The organism is Pseudomonas sp. MYb193 (assembly GCF_002966775.1).
GTDB classification, from domain to species: Bacteria; Pseudomonadota; Gammaproteobacteria; order Pseudomonadales; family Pseudomonadaceae; genus Aquipseudomonas; species Aquipseudomonas paracarnis.
Window position 1 is genome coordinate 4,426,755 of record NZ_CP023269.1, and the last position, 26,001, is coordinate 4,452,755.

The following is a 26,001-nucleotide window of genomic DNA, read 5'->3' on the forward strand; positions in this document are numbered from 1 at the left end:
CTCGCTCCTACAGTGTTGAGAGATCGCTCCCACGCGGAGTGGGGACGATCAATCAGACGGTGATGTTGTGCTTGACCAGGAAGGCGACGAAGGCCTCTTCGTCCAGTACTTTCAGGCCCAGTTCATTGGCCTTGGCCAGTTTCGAGCCGGCGCCCGGTCCCGCCACCACACAGTGGGTTTTCGCCGAAACGGAACCGGCCACCTTGGCCCCCAGGCTTTCGAGCTTGTCCTTGGCCACATCGCGGCTCATCAGCTCCAGGGAGCCCGTGAGTACCCAGGTGTGCCCGGCTTCGGGCAAGCCTTCAACGAGCTTTTTCTCGCTCTGCCAGTGCATGCCAAAGTCCTTGAGCTGCTGCTCGATGGCCAGGGCATGGCTGGCGTTGTCGGCATTATCGAAAAAGTCCCGTACAGCCTTGGCTTGTTTCTCGGGCAGCGCCTGGCGCATATCGAGCCAGTCAGCCTTGATTACGCCCTCCAGCGAACCGAACTTGTCCGCGAGCTTCTGCGCAGCACCTGGCCCCACCGACGGCACGTGCAGCTTGTCGAGCAAACCGCCCAAGGTGGTGCTGGCGGCGAATTCCGCGCTGAGTTCGCCTTGCTCCTGCAATTGCAGGCCGCATTCGTCCGGTGACAATAGCGCGCCAATCACCTGCTGATTGTGCCCGTCTTCAAAGAAGCTATGGATCTCATGGGCCACTTCCAGCCCAACATCCGGCAAGTACGTCAGCACCTCAGGCAACGCCTTTTGAACACGCTCCAGGGACGCCAGCGAGCGCGCCAGCACCTTGGCCGTCTCCTCGCCCACATCGGGAATGCCCAAGGCGTAGATAAAGCGTGCCAGGGTCGGGGTCTTGCTGTTTTCGATGGCGCTGATCAGCTTCTTGCTGGAGATATCGGCAAAGCCTTCCAGGTCGATGATCTGTTCATATTTGAGCTTGTAGAGATCGGCCGGCGAACCGATGAGCTGTTCATCCACCAGTTGCTCGATGGTCTTGTCGCCCAGGCCGTCGATGTCCATGGCCCGGCGCGAGACGAAATGAATGATTGCCTGCTTGAGTTGCGCACCGCAGGCCAGGCGCCCGACGCAACGGTACACCGCGCCTTCGCTGACGGTTTCCTTGCCCTTGCTACGCTTGACCAGTTGCGTACGCTCCACATGGGAACCGCACACCGGGCAATTCTGCGGGATCTGCACGGCGCGGGCGTTTTCCGGGCGGCGTTCGGTGACCACCGAGACCACCTGCGGAATCACATCACCGGCGCGGCGGATGATCACGGTGTCGCCAATCATCAGCCCCAGGCGTGCCACTTCGTCCATGTTGTGCAGGGTGGCATTGGACACGGTCACGCCGGCCACCTTGACCGGCTTGAGGCGCGCCACCGGCGTGACCGCACCGGTACGACCGACCTGGAACTCCACGTCGAGCAGCTCGGTGAGTTCTTCCATGGCCGGGAATTTGTGCGCGATCGCCCAGCGCGGCTCGCGGGCACGGAAGCCCAGTTCACGCTGGTAGGCAATGCTGTTGACCTTGAACACCACGCCGTCGATTTCATAGCCCAGCGCATTGCGGCGCTCGCCGATGTCGCGGTAGTAGTCCAGACATTCCTGGATACCCTTGGCCAGCTTCAATTCGTGGCTGATCGGCATACCCCACTTCTGCAACTGCTTGAGGTTGCCGATATGGGTGTCGCTGATATCCGCGGTCACCTGGCCGATGCCATAGCAGCAGAATTCCAGCGGGCGACTGGCGGTGATCTTCGAGTCCAGTTGGCGCAGGCTGCCCGCCGCGGCGTTGCGCGGGTTGGCGAAGGTCTTGCCGCCCACTTCCAGTTGCGAGGCGTTCAGCCGCTCGAAACCGGCCTTGGACATGAACACTTCACCGCGCACTTCCAGGGTGGCTGGCCAGCCCGTGCCGTGCAGTTTCAGGGGGATATTGCGCACGGTGCGCACATTGACGCTGATGTCCTCGCCGGTGGTGCCGTCGCCCCGGGTGGCACCGCGCACCAGCTCGCCATCCTGGTACAGCAGGCTGACCGCCAGGCCATCCAGCTTCGGCTCGCAGCTGTATTCCACCGCCGCGCCAGCGCCAAACAGATCGCCCACCGGCAGATCAAGGCCCTCGGTGACCCGGCGATCAAACTCCAGCATGGTGGTTTCATCGAAGGCGTTGCCCAGGCTGAGCATCGGGATCTCGTGCTTGACCTGGGTGAACGCCGACAATGCCGCACTGCCGACCCGCTGCGTCGGTGAATCACGCGTCACCAGTTCCGGGTGCTCGGCCTCCAGGGCCTTGAGTTCATGGAACAGGCGGTCGTACTCGGCGTCCGGGATGCTCGGCTCGTCGAGGACGTGGTAGCGGTAGTTATGCTGATCCAGTTCAGCACGCAGTTCGAGGATGCGGGTTTGGGCGGCGGTCATGGGTGTTCTCTCATAAAGCAAAAGAGCAGCCGAAGCTGCTCAATATGTTAGTGCACGGATTCTACAGACAACGCTTAAGATCGATCCTCAGCGTTTCTGTGTCAGGGCGCGACGCTCGAACTCGACGATGCGCTGACGGTAGTGTTCGATGGTCTGGGCGGTGAGCACGCTGCGCTGGTCGTCCTTGAGCTCGCCGTTGAGCTCCTGGGACAGCTTGCGGGCAGCGGCCACCATCACGTCGAACGCTTGTTTGGGGTGACGCGGGCCTGGCAGGCCAAGGAAGAAACTCACCGCCGGGGTGCTGAACAGGTCGATATCGTCCAGATCGAACGTGCCGGGCTTGACCGCGTTGGCCATGGAGAACAGCACCTCGCCATTACCGGCCATGCTTTCGTGACGATGGAAGATATCCATCTCGCCAAAACGCAGGCCGCTTTCGAGGATGTTCTGCAAGAGTGCCGGGCCTTTGAAACCGCCGGCATCGCGGCAGATCACGCTGATGACCAGGACTTCTTCGGCAGCCGGCTGATCGTTGACCGATTGGCGCGCCGCACTCTTGGCAGACGTCTCGTCCGGGAAATCGTCATCGCGGCTGCTGAAACTCGGGCCATCATCGACGTCGAGGTTCAGGTCGCCCTGGTGCGGCTCGGCAACCGCCGCGCTACCGCGCTTGCCACGCTTGGACGACGGCTCGCGGGCTTCACGCAGCGGGGCGCTCATCGACGGCAGGTCGTGCTCATCCAGTTGCGGCTCTTTATGGGTATCCAGCACACGGGGCGGCCCCAGCAGCTCGGCGGCGCCGTCGTCGTCAGGCAAGTTGGACAGGTTTCGGTCCAGCCGGAACTTGAGCTTGCCCTTGCCACCGCGCATGCGGCGCCAGCCATCGAAAAGAATACCGGCAATGACAATAATGCCGATGACGATCAGCCACTCGCGCAGACCGATTTCCATGTAATCCCGTGCCTCTAATAAAAAATGCTGAAAAATAAGGGGTTTAGCACCGTGCAAACCGCTTTAAAACGTGGCGCCAACTCTATGTTCTGACTGACGTTTTGCCCACGCACACGAAAAATTGACATTAAACTAGCACGACCAAAGATAACTTTACACCGTCTGTCAAAATGCCTTGAACAAATATGTCCATTTGCCACTTTCCCCAGGCCGGTAAATCGCCCTACAGCGTGCTGTAAATTCTCTCTCCCAGCGTGGCTCAGGATTCCACCATCGCCATCGCCTCTTCCACATCCACCGCGACCAATCGCGAACAGCCGGGCTCATGCATCGTCACCCCCATCAACTGGTCGGCCATTTCCATGGCGATCTTGTTGTGGGTGATATAGATGAACTGCACCGTCTGGGACATCTCTTTGACCAACCGAGCGTAGCGTCCAACGTTAGCGTCATCCAGCGGTGCGTCAACCTCGTCGAGCATGCAGAACGGCGCCGGGTTCAACTTGAAGATGGCAAATACCAGGGCCAATGCGGTCAGGGCTTTTTCGCCGCCGGACAATAAATGGATGGTGCTGTTCTTCTTGCCCGGAGGCCGCGCCATGATCGTTACCCCTGTATCGAGTAGATCTTCGCCCGTCAGTTCCAAGTAGGCGCTGCCACCACCGAAAACTTTTGGGAATAACGCCTGTAAACCGCCATTAATCTGATCAAAGGTATCTTTGAAGCGGTTGCGGGTTTCCTTGTCGATCTTGCGGATCACGTTTTCCAGGGTGTCCAGGGCTTCAACCAGATCGGCGTCCTGGGCATCCAGATAACGTTTACGCTCGGACTGCTGCTGGTACTCATCGATAGCGGCGAGGTTGATCGCGCCCAGGCGTTGAATACGTGCGGCAATCCGTTCAAGTTCTTCTTCGGCGTCTTTCTCGTTGGCCTGGGCGGTCAGGGTGTTGAGCACGCCGTGCAGGTCATAGCCGTCTTCCAGCAATTGGTCTTGCAAGGTCTTGCGGCGCACGGTGAGGGCTTGCCATTCCATACGCTGTTGTTCGAGCTGGCCGCGGATCAACTGCGATTGCTGCTCGGCCATGGTGCGACGCTTTTCGGCGTCGCGCAGTTCACGGTCGGCGTCTTCCAGGGCGATCTGGGCGGTCTTGAGTTCGACATCGACGGTCATGCGCTTGTCGAGCAATTCCTCAAGCTTGAGGCGCAGCTCTTCCAGCGGTGCCTCGCCCTCCTCCAGGTTGAGGCTCAGTTGCTCGCGCTTTTCGGTCAGGCGTTCGGACTGCATCTCCAGGCGCTCAAGGGCTTGGCGTGTGGAATCATGCTGGGCGCGCAACGAGCCCAGGCGTACGGCCAACTGATGGGCGTGGTCCTTGTGCTGCCGGGCTTCCTGGCGCACGCGGTCAAGGCGCTCGCGCAGGCTGTCGCGCTGGGCCAGCAGCAACTCGCGCTGTTCGGTGTCCAGGGCCATGCTGTCGAGGGCCTCCTGCAAGTGCAGGCGCGCTTCACCGATCTGTTCGTGTTCCAGGGCGCGCTGTTCGCCCATTTCGGCCACTTCTTCGTCAAGACGGGTGCGGCGCAGGGTCAATTGCTCCACCTTGGCCCTGCTCGCAGACAACTGGGCTTTCAACTCACCTTGCTGGCGCGCTTCGTCCTGCAACAGCCGACGCAGGTGTTCGCGGCCGGTTTCCTGCTGGCGCTGGGTAGCGCGCAGGGTTTGCAGTTCGGTTTCCAGGCTTTCCAGTGTGGCTTCGCGCTCTTCACGCTCGGCGCTCAGGTTGACGATTTCCTGGCCACGGGCCAATACGCCACTTTCCGCCTCACTGGCGCGGCGCACGCGCAGGAAGTGGCGGCCGACCCAATAACCATCGCGGCTGATCAGGCTTTCGCCGCCCGCCAATTGGCCGCGTTGGGCCAAGGCTTGCTCAAGGGACTCCACGGGCCTGACCTGGCCCAGCCATGGCGACAGATCCATCGCCGCCTCGACCTTGTCCAGCAAGCTGCCCGGTACCCTTGCACCCTCGGGCGCCGGGCTGAGCAGGCGCAAATCGCCCTGGGCAAACCCGGCCAGGTCGAAACCCGCAAAATCATCCACCAGCACCGCTTGCAGATCGGCACCCAACACGGTTTCCACCGCCAGTTCCCAGCCGGCTTCGACTTTCAAGCCTTCAGCCAGGCGCGGGCGCTCGGCCAAATGCTGGTCGCGCAGCCACTCGGCGGTGCCAGTGCCGGGGTCGAGCGCGGCTTGCTGCAAGGCTTCCAACGAAGCCAGCCGACCATTGAGCCGCTGCAAGTCGCCCTGGGCTTGCTGCTGCGCCTGGGTCGCGGTGTGCAATTGCTGGCGCAGTTGCTCCAGGCGCTCCACTTGCTGTTCTTCGCTGGCCTCCAGCTCCTCCAGGGTCATTTCGCTTTCGGCCAGTTGTTCGCTCAGCGCCATGATCGCCGCGTCTTCCGGGTCGGCAGCGAGCAGGACACGCTCTTCCTGCAGACGGCGCTGGCGCTCGGCCAGACGTTCCATGCTGGTTTCCAACTGCTGGATGCGCGACTGCTGCACCTCGGCCTGGCGGCGTGGCTCAGCAGATCGCAGGTTGAAGGCGTCCCACTGTTCCTGCCAGCCGTGCATGGTGGCTTCGGATTCTTCTAGGGCGGCGGCGGCTTCTTCGGCGGCGGCGCTGGTGATTTCCTGCTCGGGGGTGAGCATGTCCAGCTCTTCGCCCAGGGTCAGCAGCAAGGTACGGTCATGGCCCAGGTGCGATTCGGTTTCCAGGCGTGCGCGTTCGGCTTCCTTCAAGTCATCCTGCAACTGGCGCAAACGCTGCTGGCCGTGCTGGATACTCTGCTCGACCCGGGCAATGTCACCGCCCACCGAATAGAAGCGGCCTTGCACCAGATTGAAGCGCTCGGACAACTCATGGTGGCCGTCACGCAAGCGCTCAATGCTGGCGTCGGCATTACGCTGCTCGGCCACCAGCGCTTCAAAACTGACTTCCTGGGTGCCAATAATCGCTTCGCGCTGGCCCACCTGGTCATTCAATGCTTGCCAGCGCAGGGCCGACAATTGCGCCTTGAGCTGGCGCTCTTCACCCTTGTATTCCTGATACTTCTCGGCGGCCTGGGCCTGGCGATGCAGGCGTTCGAGCTGGCGCTCCAGCTCCTCGCGCAGGTCGGTGAGGCGGGCGAGGTTTTCGTGGGTGCGGCGGATACGGTTTTCAGTCTCGCGGCGGCGCTCCTTGTACTTGGAGATACCAGCCGCTTCTTCGATAAAGTTACGCAGGTCTTCGGGCTTGGCCTCGATCAGCTTGGAGATCATGCCCTGCTCGATGATCGAGTAGCTGCGCGGGCCCAGGCCAGTGCCAAGGAAGATATCGGTGATATCGCGACGGCGACACTTGGTGCCGTTGAGGAAGTAACTGTTCTGGCTGTCGCGGGTGACTTTACGACGGATGGAAATTTCCGCGTAGGCTGCGTATTCGCCGATCAGGGTGCCGTCGGAATTATCGAATACCAGTTCGATACTGGCCTGGCTCACCGGCTTGCGGCTGGTGGAGCCGTTGAAGATGACGTCGGTCATCGACTCGCCGCGCAGGTTTTTCGCCGAGCTCTCGCCCATCACCCAACGCACGGCGTCGATGATGTTCGACTTGCCGCAACCATTGGGCCCCACCACCGCCGCCATGTTGCTGGGGAAGTTGACGGTAGTCGGGTCGACGAAGGATTTGAACCCCGCCAACTTGATGCACTTGAGCCGCACGCTTAGGCGTCCGCCAACGCAGCGATGACCAGCGAGCTACTGCGCTGGCAGTAGGCGGTGAGCACCCCACGTATCTGCACCAAGTCACGGGCCAGTACTGCGGCGAGCAATTGCTCGAACAGCGCCAGGAACTCGCTCATGGACGCCTTGCGCTGATCCAGGGCCAGGTAATAGGCGCGGTTCATCGCCGGCTGCAGGTTCTCGACGGTTTCCTGCAAATACGGATTGTTGGCGAAGGGGTATGCAGCGCGCATCACATTGAAGCTTTCTTCGACGAAAGCGCGGATGTCCTCACGCTCCAGGCTCAATTGAAGGCGTTGCTGGATCTGCAGAAACGGCGCCATGTCGGCCTGGGTCTGCCAGCCTTCGGCAACCGCATTGCCGAGCAGGATGTACATCTCGCCCATCAACGTACACAGGCTCTGCACCTTGTGCGCGGTGAGCTCTGTGACGTGGGCGCCACGGCGCGGCAGGATCGCAATCAGATGGCGGCGCTCAAGGATCAGCAAAGCTTCGCGCACGGAACCACGGCTGACGTTGAGCGCCAGCGTGACTTTCTGTTCCTGGATCCGCTCCCCAGGCTTGAGATCGCCGCGAATGATACGTTCGGCGAGGTGGTGAGCAATTTGCTCGGCGAGACTGTCCGGCGCCTTGAACGTCATGTTTTCCCTTCAAAATCTGCTATCGGTACAAGCGCGGCAGTGTAGCGCATTGGCCCGCTGATGGCGCTACGCCCACCGTGGCGAATTTGGCACGAAATAAGCAACGTTGAAAGCCTGTAAGCCGCCAAAAACGCCGGTTCCAGAAGACTGGACCATAATTGAAAGTGTTGTGATCGTATTTTCTTGACCCTTAGGTCAGAAAACCATTGACCGAAAAGTCAGACATGACTAGATTCGGCGCAAAGCGGTTAACAACAATAATGAGTCTGCGAGGCCTTCCGTGATCCAGTTTTTACTTAACCAGGAACTCCGTAGCGAGCACGCCCTGGACCCCAACCTGACCGTGCTCAACTATCTGCGCGAGCATGTGGGCAAATCCGGTACCAAGGAAGGCTGCGCCAGCGGCGACTGTGGCGCGTGCACCGTGGTGGTCGGCGAGTTGCACACCGACGAGCAAGGCGTCGAGCAGATTCGTTATCGCAGCCTCAATTCCTGCCTGACGTTCGTGTCGTCACTGCACGGCAAACAACTGATCAGCGTCGAAGACCTCAAGCATCAGGGCCAACTGCACAGCGTGCAACAGGCCATGGTCGAGTGCCACGGTTCGCAGTGTGGCTTTTGTACCCCAGGTTTCGTGATGTCGCTGTTTGCCCTGCAAAAGAACAGCGATGCCCCCGACAGCCAGAAAGCCCATGAAGCCCTGGCCGGCAACCTGTGTCGTTGCACCGGTTATCGCCCGATCCTCGCCGCCGCCGAACAGGCCTGCTGCAACAAGCCCCAGGATCAATTCGACAGCCGCCAGGCTGAAACCATCGCCCGCCTCAAGGCCATCGCGCCGACGCAAACCGGTGAACTCAACAGCGGTGACAAGCGCTGCCTGGTGCCACTGACCGTCGCCGACCTGGCCGACCTCTATGACGCCTACCCGCAGGCCCGCCTGCTGGCCGGCGGCACTGACCTGGCGCTGGAGGTCACCCAGTTCCACCGCACCCTGCCGGTGATGATCTACGTCGGCAACATTGAAGCCATGAAGCGCATCGAGCAGTTCGACGACCGCCTGGAAATCGGCGCGGCCACCGCCCTCTCCGACTGCTACGCCGCGCTGCACCACGAATACCCGGACTTCGGCGAACTGCTGCACCGCTTCGCCTCCCTGCAAATTCGTAACCAGGGCACCCTGGGCGGCAATATCGGCAACGCTTCGCCCATTGGTGATTCGCCGCCGCTGCTGATTGCCCTGGGCGCGCAGATCGTACTGTGCAAAGGCAACACCCGCCGCACCCTGGCGCTGGAAGACTATTTCATCGACTACCGCGTCACCGCGCGCCAGGACAGCGAGTTCATCGAGACCATCATCGTGCCCAAGGGCCACACGCTGTTCCGGGCCTACAAGGTGTCCAAGCGCCTGGACGACGATATTTCCGCGGTGTGCGCGGCGTTCAACCTGAACATCGACAACGGTGTGATCAGCGCGGCTCGCGTTGCCTTCGGAGGCATGGCCGCCACACCAAAACGCGCAAAAAATTGCGAGGCCGCGTTGGTGGGCGCCATCTGGAACTTGGCCACGGTCGAGAAAGCCTGCGCCGCCCTGGCACAGGACTTCACCCCACTGTCGGACTTCCGCGCCAGCAAGGAATACCGCCTGCTCAGCGCGCAGAACCTGCTGCGCAAATACTTCATCGAACTGCAAACGCCGCACATCGAGACTCGGGTGACCGCTTATGTCTAACCATCACGCCGTGGTAAAAACCCAGGCCGAACTTGCCGCACTCTTTGCCCAGGACCTCACCACCGGGGTAGGTCGCAGCGTCAAGCATGACAGCGCCGCCAAGCACGTCAGCGGTGAAGCGCAGTACATCGACGACCGCCTGGAATTTCCCAACCAGTTGCACCTGTATGCGCGCATGTCCGACCGCGCCCATGCCCGGATCATCAGCATCGACACCGCGCCCTGCTACGCCTTCGACGGCGTACGCATTGCCATCACCCATGAAGACGTACCGGGCCTGAAAGACATTGGCCCGTTGATGCCCGGCGACCCGCTGCTGGCCATCGACACCGTGCAGTTCGTCGGCCAGGTGGTACTGGCCGTGGCCGCCCGCGACCTGGAGACCGCACGCAAGGCGGCGATGGCGGCGGTGATCGAATATGAAGACCTGGAACCGGTGCTGGATGTGGTCGAGGCGTTTCGCAACAAGCACTTCGTGCTCGACAGCCACACCCACCAGCGCGGCGATTCGGCCACTGCGCTGGCAAGCGCCAAGCACCGTATCCAGGGCACTTTGCATATCGGTGGCCAGGAACACTTTTATCTGGAAACCCAGATTTCTTCGGTGATGCCCACCGAAGACGGCGGCATGATCGTCTACTGTTCCACGCAAAACCCCACCGAAGTGCAGAAGCTGGTGGCCGAAGTGCTGGATGTGTCGATGAACAAGATCGTGGTCGACATGCGCCGCATGGGCGGTGGCTTTGGCGGCAAGGAAACCCAGGCCGCCAGCCCGGCGTGCCTGTGCGCCGTGGTGGCGCGCCTCACTGGCCAGCCGACCAAGATGCGCCTGCCACGGGTCGAAGACATGTTGATGACCGGCAAGCGCCACCCCTTCTATATCGAATACGACGTGGGGTTTGACGACAACGGCCGACTGCACGGCATCAACCTGGAACTGGCGGGTAACTGCGGTTGTTCGCCGGACCTGTCCAACTCGATTGTCGACCGCGCCATGTTCCACGCCGACAACTCGTATTACCTGGGCGACGCCACGGTCAATGGCCATCGCTGCAAGACCAACACGGCCTCCAACACCGCCTATCGCGGCTTCGGCGGCCCCCAAGGCATGGTCGCCATCGAAGAGGTAATGGACGCCATCGCGCGCCATCTGGGCCAAGACCCGCTGGCGGTGCGCAAGGCCAACTACTACGGCAAGACCGAGCGCAACGTCACCCACTACTACCAGACCGTCGAGCACAACATGCTCGAAGAAATGACCGCCGAACTGGAAGCCAGCAGCCAATATGCCGAGCGCCGCGAAGCAATCCGCCTCTACAACGCCCACAGCCCGATCCTGAAAAAAGGCCTGGCGCTGACCCCGGTGAAATTCGGTATTTCGTTCACCGCCAGCTTCCTCAACCAGGCCGGCGCGCTGATCCATATCTACACCGATGGCAGCATCCACCTGAACCACGGCGGCACCGAGATGGGCCAGGGCTTGAATACCAAGGTCGCGCAAGTCGTGGCCGAGGTATTCCAGGTAGAAATCGACCGCGTCCAGATCACCGCCACCAACACCGACAAGGTACCCAACACCTCGCCCACCGCTGCCTCCAGCGGCGCCGACCTGAACGGCAAGGCCGCGCAGAATGCGGCCGAAACCATCAAGCAGCGCCTGGTGGAGTTTGCGGCGCGCAAGTACGACGTAAGCGAGGCGGACGTGGAGTTTCGCAACGGCCATGTGCGCGTGCGCGAGCAGATCCTGAGCTTCGAGGCGTTGATCCAGCAGGCGTATTTCGCCCAGGTATCGCTCTCCAGCACAGGTTTCTACAAAACCCCGAAAATTTTCTACGACCGCAGCCAGTCACGCGGGCGACCGTTCTACTACTACGCCTTCGGGGCGGCTTGCTGCGAAGTGATCGTCGACACTCTGACCGGTGAATACAAAATGCTGCGCACCGACATCCTGCATGACGTCGGCGCTTCGCTGAACCCGGCCATCGACATCGGCCAGGTGGAAGGCGGCTTCATCCAGGGCATGGGCTGGCTGACCATGGAAGAGCTGGTGTGGAACAACAAGGGCAAGCTGATGACCAACGGCCCGGCGAGCTACAAGATCCCGGCAGTGGCCGACATGCCGCTGGACTTGCGGGTGAAGCTGGTAGAGAACCGCAAGAACCCGGAGGACACGGTGTTCCATTCCAAGGCCGTGGGCGAGCCGCCGTTCATGCTCGGGATTGCTTCGTGGTGTGCAATCAAGGATGCGGTGGCGAGCTTGGCTGACTATCGCCAGCAGCCCAGGATCGATGCGCCGGCCACGCCCGAGCGGGTGTTGTGGGGGTGTGAACAGATGCGGCAGTTGCGGGCGGCGAAGGCTGTCGAGGCTGACACTGAATTGGCTTCGCTCTAGACCCAGGCGCTGCCATCGCGGGCAAGCCCGGCTCCCACATTTTGAGGTGCTAACCCGATCAAATGTGGGAGCTGGCTTGCCTGCGATAGCGGCCGAACTAACAGCAGAAATGTTGAGGTAGACATGGACAACTGGATCAGCGCCCTCGCCACCCTGCAAAACCAGGGCGAACCCTGCGTGCTCGTCACCATCATCGAAGAACTCGGCTCAACCCCGCGCAACGCCGGTTCCAAGATGGTCATCAGCGCCGCGCACGCCTTCGACACCATCGGCGGCGGGCACCTGGAATACAAGGCGATGCAGATCGCCCGGGACATGCTGGTGCGCGGGCAGCAGAACACCCATCTGGAGCGCTTCAGCCTCGGCGCCAGCCTGGGCCAGTGCTGCGGCGGCGTGACCGTGCTGCTGTTCGAACCCATGGGCCAGGCGCAAGCGCACATCGCCGTGTTTGGCGCCGGCCACGTCGGCCGTGCGTTGGTGCCATTGCTGGCGAGTCTGCCCTGCCGGGTGCGCTGGATCGATTCCCGCGAGCAGGAATTCCCGCAGCACATCCCCCAAGGCGTGCGTAAAATCGTCAGCGAAGAGCCGGTCGACGAAATTGCCGACCTGCCTGCAGGCAGCTACTGCATCGTCATGACCCACAACCACGCGCTGGACCTGGAACTGACCGCCGCCCTGCTCAAGCGCAACGACTTCGCGTACTTCGGCCTGATCGGCTCGAAAACCAAGCGGGTCAAATTCGAACACCGCCTGCGTGATCGCGGCTTTGACGCCGCGCAGTTGCAACGCATGCGTTGCCCCATGGGCCTCCCCGAGGTCAAGGGCAAGCTTCCGGTGGAGATCGCCATCTCCATCGCCGGCGAAATCATCGCCACCTATAACGCCAATTTCGGCCAGCACCTTGCCGGCGCCGAACCTATTGCCAAACTGCTGCCGGCTTCGCGCCGCAGCCACGCTATCTGAATTGAGACGATCATGCCTTTGACTCGCAAAGCCTACCGTGCCGCCATCCTGCACAGCATCGCCGACCCTGCCATCGTGGGGGTCGAAGCCTCCTATGAATATTTCGAGGACGGCCTGCTGGTGATCGACAACGGCCAGATCAGTGCCCTTGGGCACGCCAGCGACCTGCTGCCGAGCCTGCCCGCCGATATCGACATCACCCATTACCAGGACGCGCTGATCACCCCTGGCTTGATCGACACCCATATCCACCTGCCGCAGACCGGTATGGTCGGCGCCTATGGCGAGCAGTTGCTGGACTGGCTCAACACCTACACCTTCCCCTGTGAAAGCCAGTTTGCCGACAAGGCTCACGCCGAAGAAGTCGCCGATATCTTCATCAAGGAACTGCTGCGCAACGGCACCACCACGGCGCTGGTGTTCGGCAGCGTGCACCCGCAATCGGTGAATGCATTCTTTGAAGCGGCCGAGAAACTCGACCTGCGCATGATCGCCGGCAAGGTGATGATGGACCGCAACGCGCCGGACTACCTCACCGACACCGCCGAATCCGGCTATCAGGAAAGCAAGGCGCTGATCGAACGCTGGCACGGCAAGGGGCGCCTGCATTACGCGGTGACGCCACGCTTCGCCCCTACGAGCACGCCGGAGCAACTGACGCTGGCCGGTCAGTTGCTGGGCGAGTACCCAGACCTGTACATGCAGACCCACATCAGCGAGAACAAGCAGGAAATCGAGTGGGTCAATGAGCTGTTTCCGGAGCGCAACGGCTACCTGGATGTCTACGACCATTACAAGCTGCTCGGCGAGCGCTCGGTGTTTGCCCACGGCGTACACCTGTGCGACGACGAATGCGCACGGCTGGCAGAGACTGGTTCGGCGGTGGCGTTCTGCCCGACTTCGAACTTCTTCCTCGGGAGTGGGTTGTTCAACCTGCCGATGGCCGAGAAACACAACTTGAACGTGGGCCTGGGCACCGACGTGGGTGGCGGCACCAGCTTCTCGCTGCTGCAAACCCTGAACGAAGCGTACAAGGTCATGCAGCTGCAAGGTGCGCGCTTGAACCCGTTCAAGTCGCTGTACCTGGCGACCCTGGGCGGCGCTCGAGCGCTGCGCCTGGAAGACAAGATCGGCACGTTGCAGCCGGGTACCGATGCAGACTTCCTGGTATTGGATTACAACGCCACGCCGCTGCTGAGCTATCGCCTGAAACAGGCCAATAACATTGCCGAGACGTTGTTTGTGCTGATGACGTTGGGGGATGACCGGACGGTGTTGCAAACCTATGCAGCCGGGCAACTGGTGCACCAGCGCTGATTCAAGCTACATACAACAAATGTGGGAGCAGGCTTGTGTGGGAGCTGGCTTGCCTGCGATAGCATCACCGCGGTGTAACTGATACACCGCGGCGCCTGCATCGCGGGCAAGCCCCCCACACAAGCCTGCTCCCACATTTGATTGGGTTTACAACTTTACAGACGAGCGCCCAGGTTTTTTAGTCTGTAAAAGATGCGAAAACACCGCATGCAAATCATCCGACGCACTCTCTTCATCGAGGTTGAGCTTGCTGTCGATGTGATCCATGTGATGCATCATCAAGTTCACCGCCAACGTCGCATCCCGGGCTTCGATCGCGTCGATCAACTGGGTGTGCTCATCGTAGGAACAGTGCGAGCGGTTGCCGCTTTCGTACTGGGCGATGATCAATGACGTCTGGGACACCAGGCTGCGCTGGAAGCTGATCAGCGGCGCGTTCTTCGCGGCTTCGGCCAGCTTCAAATGGAATTCGCCAGAGAGACGGATACCGGCGCCACGGTCACCGCGCGAGAAGCTGTCGCGCTCGTCGTTGACCATCTGGCGCAACTCGGCCAACTGCTCGGCCGTGGCGTGCTGCACCGCCAACTCCGTGATCGCCCGCTCCACCAGGCGCCGGGCCATGAACACCTGACGCGCTTCTTCGACGCTTGGGCTGGCAACCACCGCACCGCGATTGGGCCGCAGCAGTACCACGCTTTCATGGGCCAGGCGCGACAGCGCGCGGCGAATGATGGTGCGGCTCACGCCGAAGATCTCGCCCAGTGCCTCTTCACTCAATTTGGTTCCGGGCGCCAGGCGTTGTTCAAGGATCGCCTCGAAGATATGCGCATAGACGATATCGTCCTGGGTTCCGCTGCGACCGGCCTTGCCGGCTCGCGGTTGTTTCTTGAGAGGTTGCAACTGTTCGTTCATGGGCACTCGGGTTTGAGAACGGCGAATTAACGGTAATACGGCAACAGCGTGTCGCTGGCAAGTATCACCTAAAAACAGCGCACATTGTACACAACCCACTGCGCCAACACACTGTACGGCTGTTTGCGGCCTCGGCTGTATTGCAATGACTCGTTACGTTTGAGTTTAGGCTTGATTCCACGATTTCCCACGCCCTCTTTGTAGGAGCGAGCTTGCTCGCTCCTACAGGAAAGCCTGACACAAGGATCATCGCTCCATGACCGACGCCACCCAAGCGCCCTTGCGCCCGCTGGCCGACACTTCTGCGTCGGCCGTCGTCGCCGGCTTTATCGCCATGATGACCGGCTATACCAGCTCCCTGGTGCTGATGTTCCAGGCCGGCCAGGCCGCCGGCTTGACCACGGCGCAGATTTCTTCGTGGATCTGGGCGATTTCCATCGGCATGGCAGTGTGCAGCATCGGCCTGTCCCTGCGCTATCGCACACCAATCACCATCGCCTGGTCCACCCCTGGCGCGGCGCTGCTGATCACAAGCCTGGGCGGGGTGAGCTATGGCGAGGCCATCGGTGCTTACATCACCTGCGCTGTATTGGTGACGCTCTGCGGGTTGACCGGCAGCTTTGAGAAGCTGGTCAAGCGGATTCCGGCGTCATTGGCGGCGGCGCTGCTGGCCGGGATTCTGTTCAAGATCGGCAGCGAAATTTTCGTCGCCGCCCAGCACCGTACCGGGCTGGTGCTGGGGATGTTCTTCACCTACCTGATCATCAAGCGTCTGTCGCCGCGCTATGCCGTGCTGGCCGCCCTGCTCATCGGCACCGCCTTGTCAGGGCTGATGGGGCTGCTGGACTTCAGCGGCTTTCATCTGGAGGTGGCGACGCCTGTGTGGACCACGCCGCACTTCTCGCTGGCGGCGACCATCAGCATCGGCATCCCGCTGTTCGTGGTGGCCATGACCTCGCAGAACATGCCCGGCGTAGCCGTGCTGCGGGCCGACGGCTACACCGTGCCGGCGTCACCATTGATCACCACCACCGGCCTGGCGTCATTGGTGCTGGCACCGTTCGGCTCCCACGGCATCAACCTGGCGGCGATCAGCGCCGCAATCTGCACCGGGCCGCACGCCCATGAAGACCGCAACAAGCGCTACACCGCTGCGGTGTGGTGTGGGGTGTTCTATGGGATTGCCGGGGTATTCGGCGCCACGCTGGCAGCACTGTTCGCAGCCCTGCCCAAGGAACTGGTGCTGTCGATTGCGGCGTTGGCGCTGTTTGGCTCGATCATCAATGGCTTGAGCATCGCCATGAATGAGCCGAAGGAACGGGAAGCGGCGCTGATTACCTTTATGGTCACGGCGTCAGGCTTGACGTTGTTTTCCATCGGTTCGGCGTTCTGGGGGATTGTGGCGGGGGTGTTGACGCTGCTGATTCTGAATTGGCGCAAGGCATAAAAAAACGGCGACCCTCAGGTCGCCGTTTTTTTTAGTATCACTTAGCCGCGTTGATCGGCTTTTCCGGATACCACACGTCCAGCAACGGGCTGACTTCAGCCTTGGTCAGCTCGGAACGGGTTTTCAGCCAGGCTTCGACCGCAGCACGCTGCTCTTCGGAGACCGAGCCACGCTTTTGCAGGCAAACCAGACCATAGTCATCGCCGCCGACATAGCCCAGGCCATTGGCTTCCATGGCTTCTTTGATGAATGCTTCGAGGAAAGCGTCGATAGCTTCTTCACTCAGGCCTTCGTTGAAGTCCAGGTTCAGTTCGAAACCCAGCTCTTGAAATTCATCAACGCACAGTTTTTTGCGCAGACGCTGGGAACGGTTAGTCGCCATTGGAACAATCCTCATAAGTATTAACGGGCGGCACTTTAGCAGTTTAAGGCGGCAATTGCCCGACTCTCTGGGACCGACGGGCAAATGCGCGCAAAAAAACCGCAATTAGCGGCTATCGTTCAGCTACAAGCAGCGCCAGCTTGGGGCATAATGCCGACACTTTCGTGACCAATGAGGGATTTTCTTCCGTACCCCTCGCCTTTTTCACCCTCCTCAGCAGTAGGGTTTTATTTCTTATGATCAAATCTTTGCGTTCAGTGTTACTTGCCAGTGTTGTCTTGCCCCTGGCCTTTTCCGTTTCCGCTGCTCCCGTCAATAACACCCTGCCACCCAGCGTTGCGCAGGCCTTGCAGAAAGCCAAGCTGCAAAATACCGCGCTGTCCCTGGTGATGCTGCCCCTGAACGGCCCTGGTACCCCTACGGTTTTCAACGCCGACGTCTCGGTTAACCCGGCTTCCACCATGAAGCTGGTCACCACTTATGCGGCCCTGGAAATGCTCGGCCCCAACCATCAGTGGAAGACCGAGTTCTACACCGATGGCGCCCTCAGCGGCGGCGTATTGCGCGGCAACCTGTACCTCAAGGGCGGCGGCGACCCCAAGCTGAACATGGAAAAGCTCTGGCTGCTGATGCGCGACCTGCGCGCCAATGGCGTTCAGCAAGTCACCGGCGATCTGGTGCTAGACCGTAACTTCTTCAACCAGCCGCAATTACCCGAGTTCAACGACGACGGCAACGATGAGAACAAGCCGTTCCTGGTCAAGCCCGACGCCTTGCTGGTCAACCTAAAGGCCCTGCGCTTCGTGACCCGCAATGATTCGGGGCGGGTGATTGTATCGGTCGAGCCGCCGATTGCCAGCATTCGCATCGACAACCAGGTGAAAGTCACCAACGCCAAGCAGTGTACCGGTGACGTGCGCTACAGCCCGGTGACCGCCGCCGACGGCAGCGTGACCGTGACCGTCAGCGGCCAACTGGGTGATGGCTGCAGCTCGCAGACTTACCTGTCGCTGCTCGACCACGCCACCTACACCGCAGGCGCCGTGCGGGCGATCTGGAAGGAGCTGGGCGGTACCATCCAGGGCCGTGATATCCAGGCTCCGGTGCCCAAGGATGCCAAGGTGCTGGCGCGCGCCTTCTCGCCGGACCTGGCGGAAATCATCCGCGACATCAACAAATACAGTAACAACACCATGGCCCAGCAGTTGTTCCTGAGCCTGGGTGCGCAGTTTCGCAACGATGCCGATGGCGACGATGCCAAGGCCGCGCAACGCGTCGTGCGCCAGTGGCTGGCCAAGAAAGGCATCACCGCGCCGCACTTGGTGATGGAAAACGGCTCCGGCCTGTCCCGCGCCGAACGGGTCAGCGCCCGCGAAATGGCGGCCATGCTGCAAGCGGCGTGGAAAAGTCCTTATGCGGCGGAGTACATCAGCTCGATGCCGATCGCCGGCACCGACGGCACCATGCGTAAACGCCTGAAAACCACCGCCCTGCGCGGCGAAGCCCACGTAAAGACCGGCACCTTGAACACCGTACGCGCCATTGCCGGTTACAGCCGCGACAACAATGGCAATACCTGGGCGGTGGTGGCTATTCTCAACGACTCCAAGCCTTGGGGAGCCTCGTCGGTATTGGATCAGGTGCTGCTGGACCTGTATCGCCAGCCGAAGGTCGTTGCGGCCGCGCCGGTCCTCTAAGCACTCCATTACCCTGTGGGAGCGGGCTTGCCCGCGATAGCCATAGGTATCTACACAACTTCGGCACGACGCTAAATCTGTGGCGAGGGAGCTTGCTCCCGTGACGGCCTGGCAGCCGACACAGATATAACTGATGCCCTGCGATCCAATGTGGGAGCTGGCTTGCCTGCGAAGACGGCCTGACAGTCAACACAGTTGGACCGTGTACATATCCATTCCTGCGGTAACGGCCACTTAGGGTTCCGCCCTGACGGCGGCTCACTTTCGAAAAGCGCGAAAGTAAGCAAAGCGCTCTTGCCCCACCACTCGGCACCTCGCTTAGGCTCGGTGTGCCCGTAATCCGCCAGTGATTTGGGGGGCCGCCGCCACGCGCCATCCATGGCGCGGGGCGGCTAAACCGGCATCCCTGCCGGTTTACCCCCCAAATCCCTGTCGAATTCCGGCCAGCGTGGTTTAACGGGGCGCCTAAGATCAAAAGCAGATCAAGATCAAGAGCGGCTCGCTTCGCATCGTGGTTACCGTTGAGCTAACAGAGTTATGTAGATACCTATGCCGCGATAGCGGGTGTTCAGTCGATATCTTCGACAACTGACACACCGCCTTCGCGGGCAAGCCCGCTCCCACATACCTGCACCCGATCCCTGCCCGCCTGCTTGGCCACGTACACCGCCGAATCAGCGCGCAGCAGCAACCCATCGATGCCTTCGTCGATCCGCCAACTGGCCACGCCGAAGCTGGCGGTAACCACCCCCACCGGTTCCATCGCCGCATCGCGCAACGACTGCCACAACTGTATCGCCAGGCTGTAGGCCTGAGCGCCGTCGGTGTTGGGGCACAGCACCACGAACTCTTCCCCGCCGATCCGGCAAAACACATCGGTGCGGCGCAAGCGTTGGCCGATACGCTTGCACAACTCCTGCAACACGCTGTCGCCCACGGCATGGCCGTGCTGATCGTTGATGCGCTTGAAGTGGTCGATATCGAGCATGATCAACGACAGCGCGCCAGATATACGGTTGAGCCGAAGCATTTCGCCCTTGAGACGATCCTGGAAATAGCGCCGGTTATAGATCCCTGTCAGGGAGTCGGTGATGGACAGCGCGCGCAGTTCTTCCTCGACCCGTTTGAGGTCAGAAATATCCGATACATAACCGTGCCAAAGCGTACCGCCTCCCGGCAACTCTTCCGGCGTCGCTTCGCCGCGAATCCAGCGCAGGCCTCGCTGGGGTAATTGCACGCGGTACTCTTCTCGCCAATGGCTCAGTTGCAACGCAGAAAGGCGTATCGACGCACGCACTCGCTCCAGATCCAAAGGGTGAATGCGCTCCAGCACCGTGCGCGCATCCTTCTGCAGCATGCCCAGCTCGATTTCATAGATATCGCGCATGCCTTCGCTGGCATAGATGAAACGCCCGTTGTCCTGGGGCTCCAGGGTGAACTGGAAGATGCCACCAGGCACATGGGCGCTGAGTTTTTTCAGCAGGCGGTCGCGGACGGCAAGGGCCTCATAGGCGCGCTTTTGCTCGGTGACATCCAGGTAAATCGCCAGGTGTCCGACCCACAGGCCATGGTCATCCAAGAGCACGGTCGGCAACATGTTGACCGTCAACTGGCTGCCATCCTTGCGCACCAGCGTCCACTCACGTCCTTCATGTTGACTGTCCGGGCTCTCCACCAGCATCGCCTGGCTCGCCGGAATGCGCTTGCCCAGCGCCCTGCTCAACGGCTCAGCGCGGGCGTCGAGTTCCACGGCCACATGCAAACGGTCCAAGGTCATATGCCCCAGCACCTCCTCGGTCTTGAAGCCCAACATCTGTTCGGCACCGGCATTGAAGGTGTTGATCACACCGCGCAGGTCAGTGGCAATGATCGCCACTTGAGTTGCCGCATTCAACACGCTGCGCAGTTGCCCATGGGCGCCACGCAACTCCTGCTCACGGGCACGTAATTGAACGGTGCGTTGCTCCACCAATTTCAGTGCGCGCTGGCGCTGGCTGACCAACATGTAAAGCAGCGCACTGAGCAAGGCGCTGAGCAACACGCCCATCGCCAGAATGGCGTGCATCGAAGAATGGTTGGCCCTGTCGAACACCTCGCTGGCGCTCAGGCTAAGAGCGTAGACATGATCGCCCAGGGAGAGGCGGCGTGCAGCCGTCAAGCCACTGCTGCCCAAGGCGTTACTGGACGCATACAACACCCGTTGCTGGGTGTCGGAGGTGTCTACGATCTGCATCACCAAATTGTCACGGTTGGGCCTGGGCAACCCCTCGGCCACCAGCTGGCGCATGCTGATCACCGCCATCACAAAACCATAAGGCTCGGCCCCCGCGACTTTGCTCACGGGCGCCACCAATAACACGCCTGCCGCATAAGCGGGCTCCACCCCCACCAATTGCATGGGCTGTGACACCGCCAACTGGCCGCTTTGTTGCGCACGCTCCAGCGCTGCACGGCGCAGGGGCTGCGCCAGCAGATCAAAGCCCAGCGGCGAGCCCAGCAAACTTTGCGTCTGGCTGTACAGCACCGGTACGTATTCATCGCGCTCGGCCGCTGGCGCCAATTCACCGGAGGTATTCAGTTCGCGGATACTGAAGGGAATGCCACGCTGGCGAGAAATATCCTGTTCAAACAGGCTGCGCTGCGTGCGAAATATCCGTGGTGCCCAGGCATAAGCACGGGCATGCAACAACAGCGGTTTGGCGAAACCGTCGAACTCGGTGCGGGACACCTCGCCGGAATTGACGAAGAAACGCTGCAGGCTGCCCAGGCGTTGTTCCTGGTCTTCAAAACGTTCCTGGATGCGGCTGTAGCGCTCGTTGACCAGCAACTGGAACCGCTGGCGCACCTGTTGCTGATACAGGTCGGACGCCGCCCACGCGACGACCACCGTCAGCGCGCTACCAACCACTAACACCACCAATGCCACCAGCCAAGCCGATGCCTGCTCACTGATAAAACCAAGGATTTTCGGGCGAACGACTTGCATCGGCATAGGCAACACTCACAGCGCCAGTGTGCGGGGGTGTCACTTTGGCTAGGGCTTAAGTTATAGCCATCGGTCATGGGTTTGACCAGCGCAAAACCGTCAAAGGGCTTATTGTGGCGAGGGAGTTTGCTCCCGCTCGGGTGCGAAGCGCCCACAAGCTTCCGGGGCCGCTGCGCAGCCCAGCGGGAGCAAGCTCCCTCGCCACAGAAGCTCGCTCCTACAGGGAAAAATCAGCGTGCGGTGATTTTCCAGGCGCGGTGGATCTTGGCATTGCGCGCAAAATCCGGGTCGATGGTCTTGTCGCTGATCTCCTCGACCGCATAGCGTTCGCTGAGGTTGTCTTCCAGCTGGAACTTGCGGAAGTTGTTGGAGAAGTACAGCACGCCACCCGGCGCCAGGCGCGCCATGGCCAGGTCGAGCAACTGCACATGGTCACGCTGCACGTCGAAGATGCCTTCCATGCGCTTGGAGTTGGAGAAGGTCGGCGGGTCGATGAAAATCATGTCGAATTCATCGCGGCTCGCTTCCAGCCACGCCATCACGTCACCCTGCTCCAGGCGGTTCTTGTCGGAGAAGCCGTTGAGGGAGAAATTGCGACGCGCCCAGTCCAGGTAGGTCTTGGACAAGTCGACGCTGGTGGTACTGCGCGCGCCGCCCTTGGCAGCATGCACACTGGCTGTGGCGGTGTAGCAATACAGATTGAGGAAGCGCTTGCCCGCCGCTTCCTTCTGGATGCGCATGCGCATCGGGCGATGGTCGAGAAACAGGCCGGTGTCCAGGTAATCGGTGAGGTTGACCAGCAACTTAACCCCGCCTTCACTGACCTCGGTGAATTTGCCTTGGGCACTCTGACGCTCGTATTGCTTGGTGCCGCTCTGACGCTCACGACGCTTGACCACCACACGGCTCTTGTCGACGTTCAGTGCCTGGGGAATTGCCGCCAGGGCATCGAACATGCGGGCCGAGGCTTTTTCCGGGTCGATGGATTTAGGCGCGGCGTATTCCTGTACGTGCACCCAATCGTGGTACAGGTCGATGGCCATGGAGTATTCAGGCATGTCGGCGTCATACACACGGTAGCAATCCACCCCTTCGCGCTTGGCCCATTTGCCCAACAGCTTGAGGTTCTTCTGCAGGCGGTTGGCGAACATCTGCCCGCCTTCGCTCAAGCGCGCCTGTTCCACCACGGGGGCCGGGGCGGGCTTGATCGGATTGCCGTTCTTGTTGTACTGACGCTCTGCCGGCTCGCTCGGGGCCTGGTCGTAGGCCGCTTGCTCACGTTCGGCCTGACGCTGTTCAGGAGTGCGGCGCTCGCCCGTGACGAACTGATCCGGGTTGACCTTGATCAGCAGCAACTTGCACGGCAATGCGCCGTTCCAGAACGAATACTGTTTGTGGCTACGGATACCCATGCGCTTGCCCAGGTCCGGCGCGCCGGTAAACACCGCCGCTTCCCAGCCCATGCAGGCCTGGCGCAGGCGCTCGCCGAGGTTCTGGTAGAGGTACAACAGGCTGGCTTCATCACCCAGGCGCTCGCCGTAAGGTGGGTTGCAGATGACCAGGCCTTTCTGGTTCTGGTCCGGGCGCGGCTCGAAAGTACCGACTTCGCCTTGGTACACCTTGATCCAATGGCTCAGCCCGGCGCGCTCGATGTTATTGCGAGCAGGCTGGATCAAGCGTGGGTCGGCTTCATAGCCACGCACCCACAACGGCGGCTTGTTCATGCCGATAGCGGCGCGCTCAGTGGCTTCTGCGTGCAGTTTTTTCCACAGCGCCGGGACGTGGCCCAGCCAGGTGGTGAACCCCCACAGTTCACGATTGAGGTTGGGGGCCATGTCGGCGGCGATCATCGCGCCCTCGACCAAAAAGGTACCCACACCGCACATCGGGTCTGTCAGCGCGCCGCCTTCGGCCGCAATACGCGGCCAGCCGGCGCGGATCAGGATCGCCGCCGCCAGGTTTTCCTTCAGCGGTGCCGCACCCTGCTGCAGGCGGTAGCCGCGCTGGTGCAGGCTGTGGCCGGAAAGATCCAGGGACAGGATGGCTTCGCCACGGTCCAGGCGCAGGTGAATGCGCAGGTCAGGGTTGATCTTGTCGATGGACGGACGTTCGCCGGTCGGGGTGCGTAGTTTGTCGACGATCGCATCCTTGACCTTCAGGGCGCCGAAGTGGGTGTTGTCGATGCCCGAGCCGTGCCCGCTGAACTCCACCGCGAGGGTACCGTCGGGGACCATGTGGTCAGCCCATTCGATGTCCAGCACGCCGTGGTAAAGATCTTCGGCGTCCTTCATCGGGAAGCGCTTGAGCACCAGCAACACACGGTTGGCCAGGCGCGACCAGAGACACAGGCGGTAAGCGGTTTCCATGTCGGCCATGCCGCGCACGGCCGAGGTGTGCTCGCGGGCTTCCTCAAGGCCAAGCCCGACGGCTTCCTCGATCAGCAGGCCTTCGAGGCCCTTGGGGCAGGTGAGGAAGAGTTCAAAACGGTCCGACATGGGGCATTCCAGGCTTTTCAGCAATAAGTGAACAGGCGACGCATCGCCGGTTCGGTTTTCAATCAAGCACTTTTCTCGAAGAGTGCTCGCGTGGCACGAATGTGCCGTTCCACCCCGTCTGACGGGCCCTTGAGCCTTTATTGGCGAGGCAGAAGAAGAATGTTGTGCAACAAAAAGAAATATTCCGACCCTTCGTCGAATAATAACTGACTGCAACAGGCGGTCATTCTCACCAAGGGATTAAACCTTTCCTCTGTGCAGGGCACATCATAGCTGGCTTTGCCCTATAAAAGGGGCGAATAACCATCCCAGCTTATGGCTATAGCATCGTTATCGTTACGTGCTTATGACAAAACGATCATTGAATACATGTGACCTATTGGTTAGAACTCAACACAGGTTGGCGCCGTAACGGTGCCGACACATCGGCTCGCCACGCCGGCAGCGAGCCCACCAACGGCAGAAAAACTCTGCCCGGCCTTGGACAAGGCCGAAGGATATCTAGACAGTCAACAAGTGAGGGAAACACCCTATGAGAAGACTTAAGCGTGATCCGTTGGAAAGAGCATTTTTACGCGGATATCAATATGGCGTTCATGGAAAATCCCGTGAGCTTTGCCCATTTACTCTACCGTCGGTACGCCAAGCCTGGATCAACGGCTGGCGAGAAGGACGCGGCGACAACTGGGACGGTATGACAGGCACTGCGGGCATCCACAGACTCAACGAACTTCACGCCGTCGGCTAATCAGGGGCACTTTATTCCGACACACATCTCTGAACGAGTAACGACTTAACCACGCGCGCCCCATCCGGGCGGCGGGCTTCGGCCCAGGGGCTCCTTTATGGAGCCCTTTTTATTGCCCAGCAGATTGTCAGCGCAAGGCAGCGATGGCATCCACCGACTGGCGAATCAACGCCGGCCCTTTATAGATAAAGCCGGAGTACAACTGCACCAGGCTGGCGCCAGCCGCGATCTTCTCGGCCGCGTGCTTGCCTTCGGTAATACCGCCCACCGCGATGATCGGCAAACGCCCAGCCAACTCGGCCGCCAGCACCTTGACGATATGGGTGCTCTTGTCACGCACTGGCGCGCCCGACAGGCCGCCCGCCTCGTCACCATGGGCCAGGCCTTCGACACCCACGCGGCTGAGGGTGGTATTGGTTGCAATCACCGCGTCCATCCCTGAATCCACCAGGGCCTGGGCCACCAGTACGGTTTCTTCATCGCTCATGTCCGGCGCGATCTTGATGGCCAGGGGCACACGCTTGCCGTGACGCACGGCCAGGTCTTCCTGGCGCTGGCGCAAGGCTTCGAGCAGTTGCTTGAGGGAATCGCCAAATTGCAGGCTGCGCAGGCCCGGAGTGTTGGGCGAGCTGACGTTGACGGTGACATAGCTGGCGTGGGCATAGACCTTGTCCAGGCATATCAGGTAGTCATCCACCGCACGTTCCACAGGGGTGTCAAAGTTCTTGCCGATGTTGATACCCAGGATGCCGGTGTATTTCGCCGCCTGAACCCGCGACAGCAGATGGTCGACGCCGAGGTTATTGAAGCCCATGCGATTAATGATCGCCTCCGCTTCCGGCAGGCGGAAAATGCGGGGCTTGGGGTTGCCCGGTTGCGGCCGTGGGGTCACGGTGCCGATTTCGACAAAGCCGAAACCCAACTGCGCAAACCCGTCGATGGCGGCGCCGTTCTTGTCCAGGCCGGCTGCCAGCCCGACCGGGTTGGGGAAGTCGAGCCCCATCACCGACACCGGCATTTTCGCCGGTGCCTTGCATACCAGGCCATTGAGCCCCAGGCGGCCACCAGCACCGATCAGGTCCAGGGACAGATCGTGGGAGGTTTCCGGGGAAAGTTTGAACAACAGCTGGCGGGCCAGGTTATACATGGGCGG

The 26,001-nt window shown here is 60.9% G+C and carries 16 protein-coding genes; 7 read left to right on the plus strand and 9 right to left on the minus strand.

The genetic code is table 11. From position 1 onward, the window contains the following. Positions 1-52: 52 nt before the first annotated feature. The 4 genes from ligA to CLM72_RS20165 form a co-directional block, all read right to left on the minus strand. Positions 53-2,419, minus strand: coding sequence for an NAD-dependent DNA ligase LigA (gene ligA, locus CLM72_RS20150; RefSeq protein WP_105227761.1), 2,367 nt, complete (start codon positions 2,417-2,419; stop codon positions 53-55). An 87-nt stretch (positions 2,420-2,506) separates the two neighbouring features. Then, entirely contained in the window at positions 2,507-3,370 is an 864-nt protein-coding gene (gene zipA / locus CLM72_RS20155) for a cell division protein ZipA (protein ID WP_054898611.1), read from the minus strand. A gap of 259 nt (positions 3,371-3,629) precedes the next feature. Next, positions 3,630-7,118, minus strand: a complete 3,489-nt coding sequence (smc, locus tag CLM72_RS20160; protein WP_105227763.1) for a chromosome segregation protein SMC — start codon at positions 7,116-7,118, stop codon at positions 3,630-3,632. Positions 7,119-7,120: 2 nt separating this feature from the next. After that, on the minus strand, positions 7,121-7,780 hold the full coding sequence (locus tag CLM72_RS20165) for a GntR family transcriptional regulator (protein ID WP_105227765.1): 660 nt from the start codon (positions 7,778-7,780) through the stop codon (positions 7,121-7,123). 280 nt (positions 7,781-8,060) lie between these two features. Here CLM72_RS20165 and xdhA point away from each other — a divergent pair, with 280 nt between their 5' ends. The 4 genes from xdhA (at position 8,061) to guaD (ending at position 14,181) form a co-directional block, all read left to right on the plus strand. Further along, the gene (gene xdhA, locus CLM72_RS20170) at positions 8,061-9,509 is read left to right on the plus strand and encodes a xanthine dehydrogenase small subunit (RefSeq protein ID WP_105227767.1); all 1,449 of its coding nucleotides are present in this window, start codon (positions 8,061-8,063) and stop codon (positions 9,507-9,509) included. Beyond that, a complete protein-coding gene (gene xdhB, locus CLM72_RS20175) occupies positions 9,502-11,901 on the plus strand; it encodes a xanthine dehydrogenase molybdopterin binding subunit (RefSeq protein ID WP_105227769.1) in 2,400 nt (799 codons plus the stop codon). The genes xdhA and xdhB overlap by 8 nt, the downstream gene beginning before the upstream one ends. A 123-nt stretch (positions 11,902-12,024) precedes the next feature. Next, entirely contained in the window at positions 12,025-12,864 is an 840-nt protein-coding gene (xdhC, locus tag CLM72_RS20180; protein WP_105227770.1) for a xanthine dehydrogenase accessory protein XdhC, read from the plus strand. A 12-nt stretch (positions 12,865-12,876) separates the two neighbouring features. Further along, entirely contained in the window at positions 12,877-14,181 is a 1,305-nt protein-coding gene (gene guaD, locus CLM72_RS20185) for a guanine deaminase (protein ID WP_105227772.1), read from the plus strand. A gap of 147 nt (positions 14,182-14,328) precedes the next feature. Here the strand turns inward: guaD and CLM72_RS20190 are convergent, their stop codons facing one another. Next, on the minus strand, positions 14,329-15,093 hold the full coding sequence (locus CLM72_RS20190) for a GntR family transcriptional regulator (protein ID WP_014719469.1): 765 nt from the start codon (positions 15,091-15,093) through the stop codon (positions 14,329-14,331). Between the two features lie 256 nt (positions 15,094-15,349). On the opposite strand from CLM72_RS20190, the gene CLM72_RS20195 reads away from it, so the two are divergent. Further along, entirely contained in the window at positions 15,350-16,540 is a 1,191-nt protein-coding gene (locus tag CLM72_RS20195; RefSeq protein ID WP_019820510.1) for a benzoate/H(+) symporter BenE family transporter, read from the plus strand. A gap of 37 nt (positions 16,541-16,577) precedes the next feature. Here CLM72_RS20195 and CLM72_RS20200 read toward each other — a convergent pair whose 3' ends face one another. Then, positions 16,578-16,922, minus strand: a complete 345-nt coding sequence (locus tag CLM72_RS20200) for a YggL family protein (RefSeq protein ID WP_003193255.1) — start codon at positions 16,920-16,922, stop codon at positions 16,578-16,580. 236 nt (positions 16,923-17,158) lie between these two features. Between CLM72_RS20200 and dacB the strand changes: the two genes are divergently transcribed. Beyond that, positions 17,159-18,619 carry a D-alanyl-D-alanine carboxypeptidase/D-alanyl-D-alanine-endopeptidase gene (gene dacB / locus CLM72_RS20205; RefSeq protein WP_105227774.1) on the plus strand — a complete coding sequence of 487 codons (1,461 nt, stop codon included), beginning with the start codon at positions 17,159-17,161 and terminating at the stop codon, positions 18,617-18,619. A 568-nt stretch (positions 18,620-19,187) separates the two neighbouring features. Here the strand turns inward: dacB and CLM72_RS20215 are convergent. Both CLM72_RS20215 and rlmKL read right to left on the minus strand, forming a co-directional pair. Then, complete coding sequence (locus CLM72_RS20215) at positions 19,188-21,611, minus strand: GGDEF domain-containing protein (RefSeq protein ID WP_105227776.1); 2,424 nt, start codon at positions 21,609-21,611, stop codon at positions 19,188-19,190. Between the two features lie 224 nt (positions 21,612-21,835). Further along, positions 21,836-24,100, minus strand: a complete 2,265-nt coding sequence (gene rlmKL / locus CLM72_RS20220; RefSeq protein WP_034128371.1) for a bifunctional 23S rRNA (guanine(2069)-N(7))-methyltransferase RlmK/23S rRNA (guanine(2445)-N(2))-methyltransferase RlmL — start codon at positions 24,098-24,100, stop codon at positions 21,836-21,838. Between the two features lie 532 nt (positions 24,101-24,632). On the opposite strand from rlmKL, the gene rmf reads away from it, so the two are divergent. Beyond that, positions 24,633-24,848, plus strand: a complete 216-nt coding sequence (rmf, locus tag CLM72_RS20225) for a ribosome modulation factor (RefSeq protein WP_002553055.1) — start codon at positions 24,633-24,635, stop codon at positions 24,846-24,848. Positions 24,849-24,975: 127 nt separating this feature from the next. Here rmf and CLM72_RS20230 read toward each other — a convergent pair whose 3' ends face one another. Then, positions 24,976-25,995, minus strand: a complete 1,020-nt coding sequence (locus CLM72_RS20230; protein WP_072447413.1) for a quinone-dependent dihydroorotate dehydrogenase — start codon at positions 25,993-25,995, stop codon at positions 24,976-24,978. Positions 25,996-26,001: the final 6 nt, after the last annotated feature.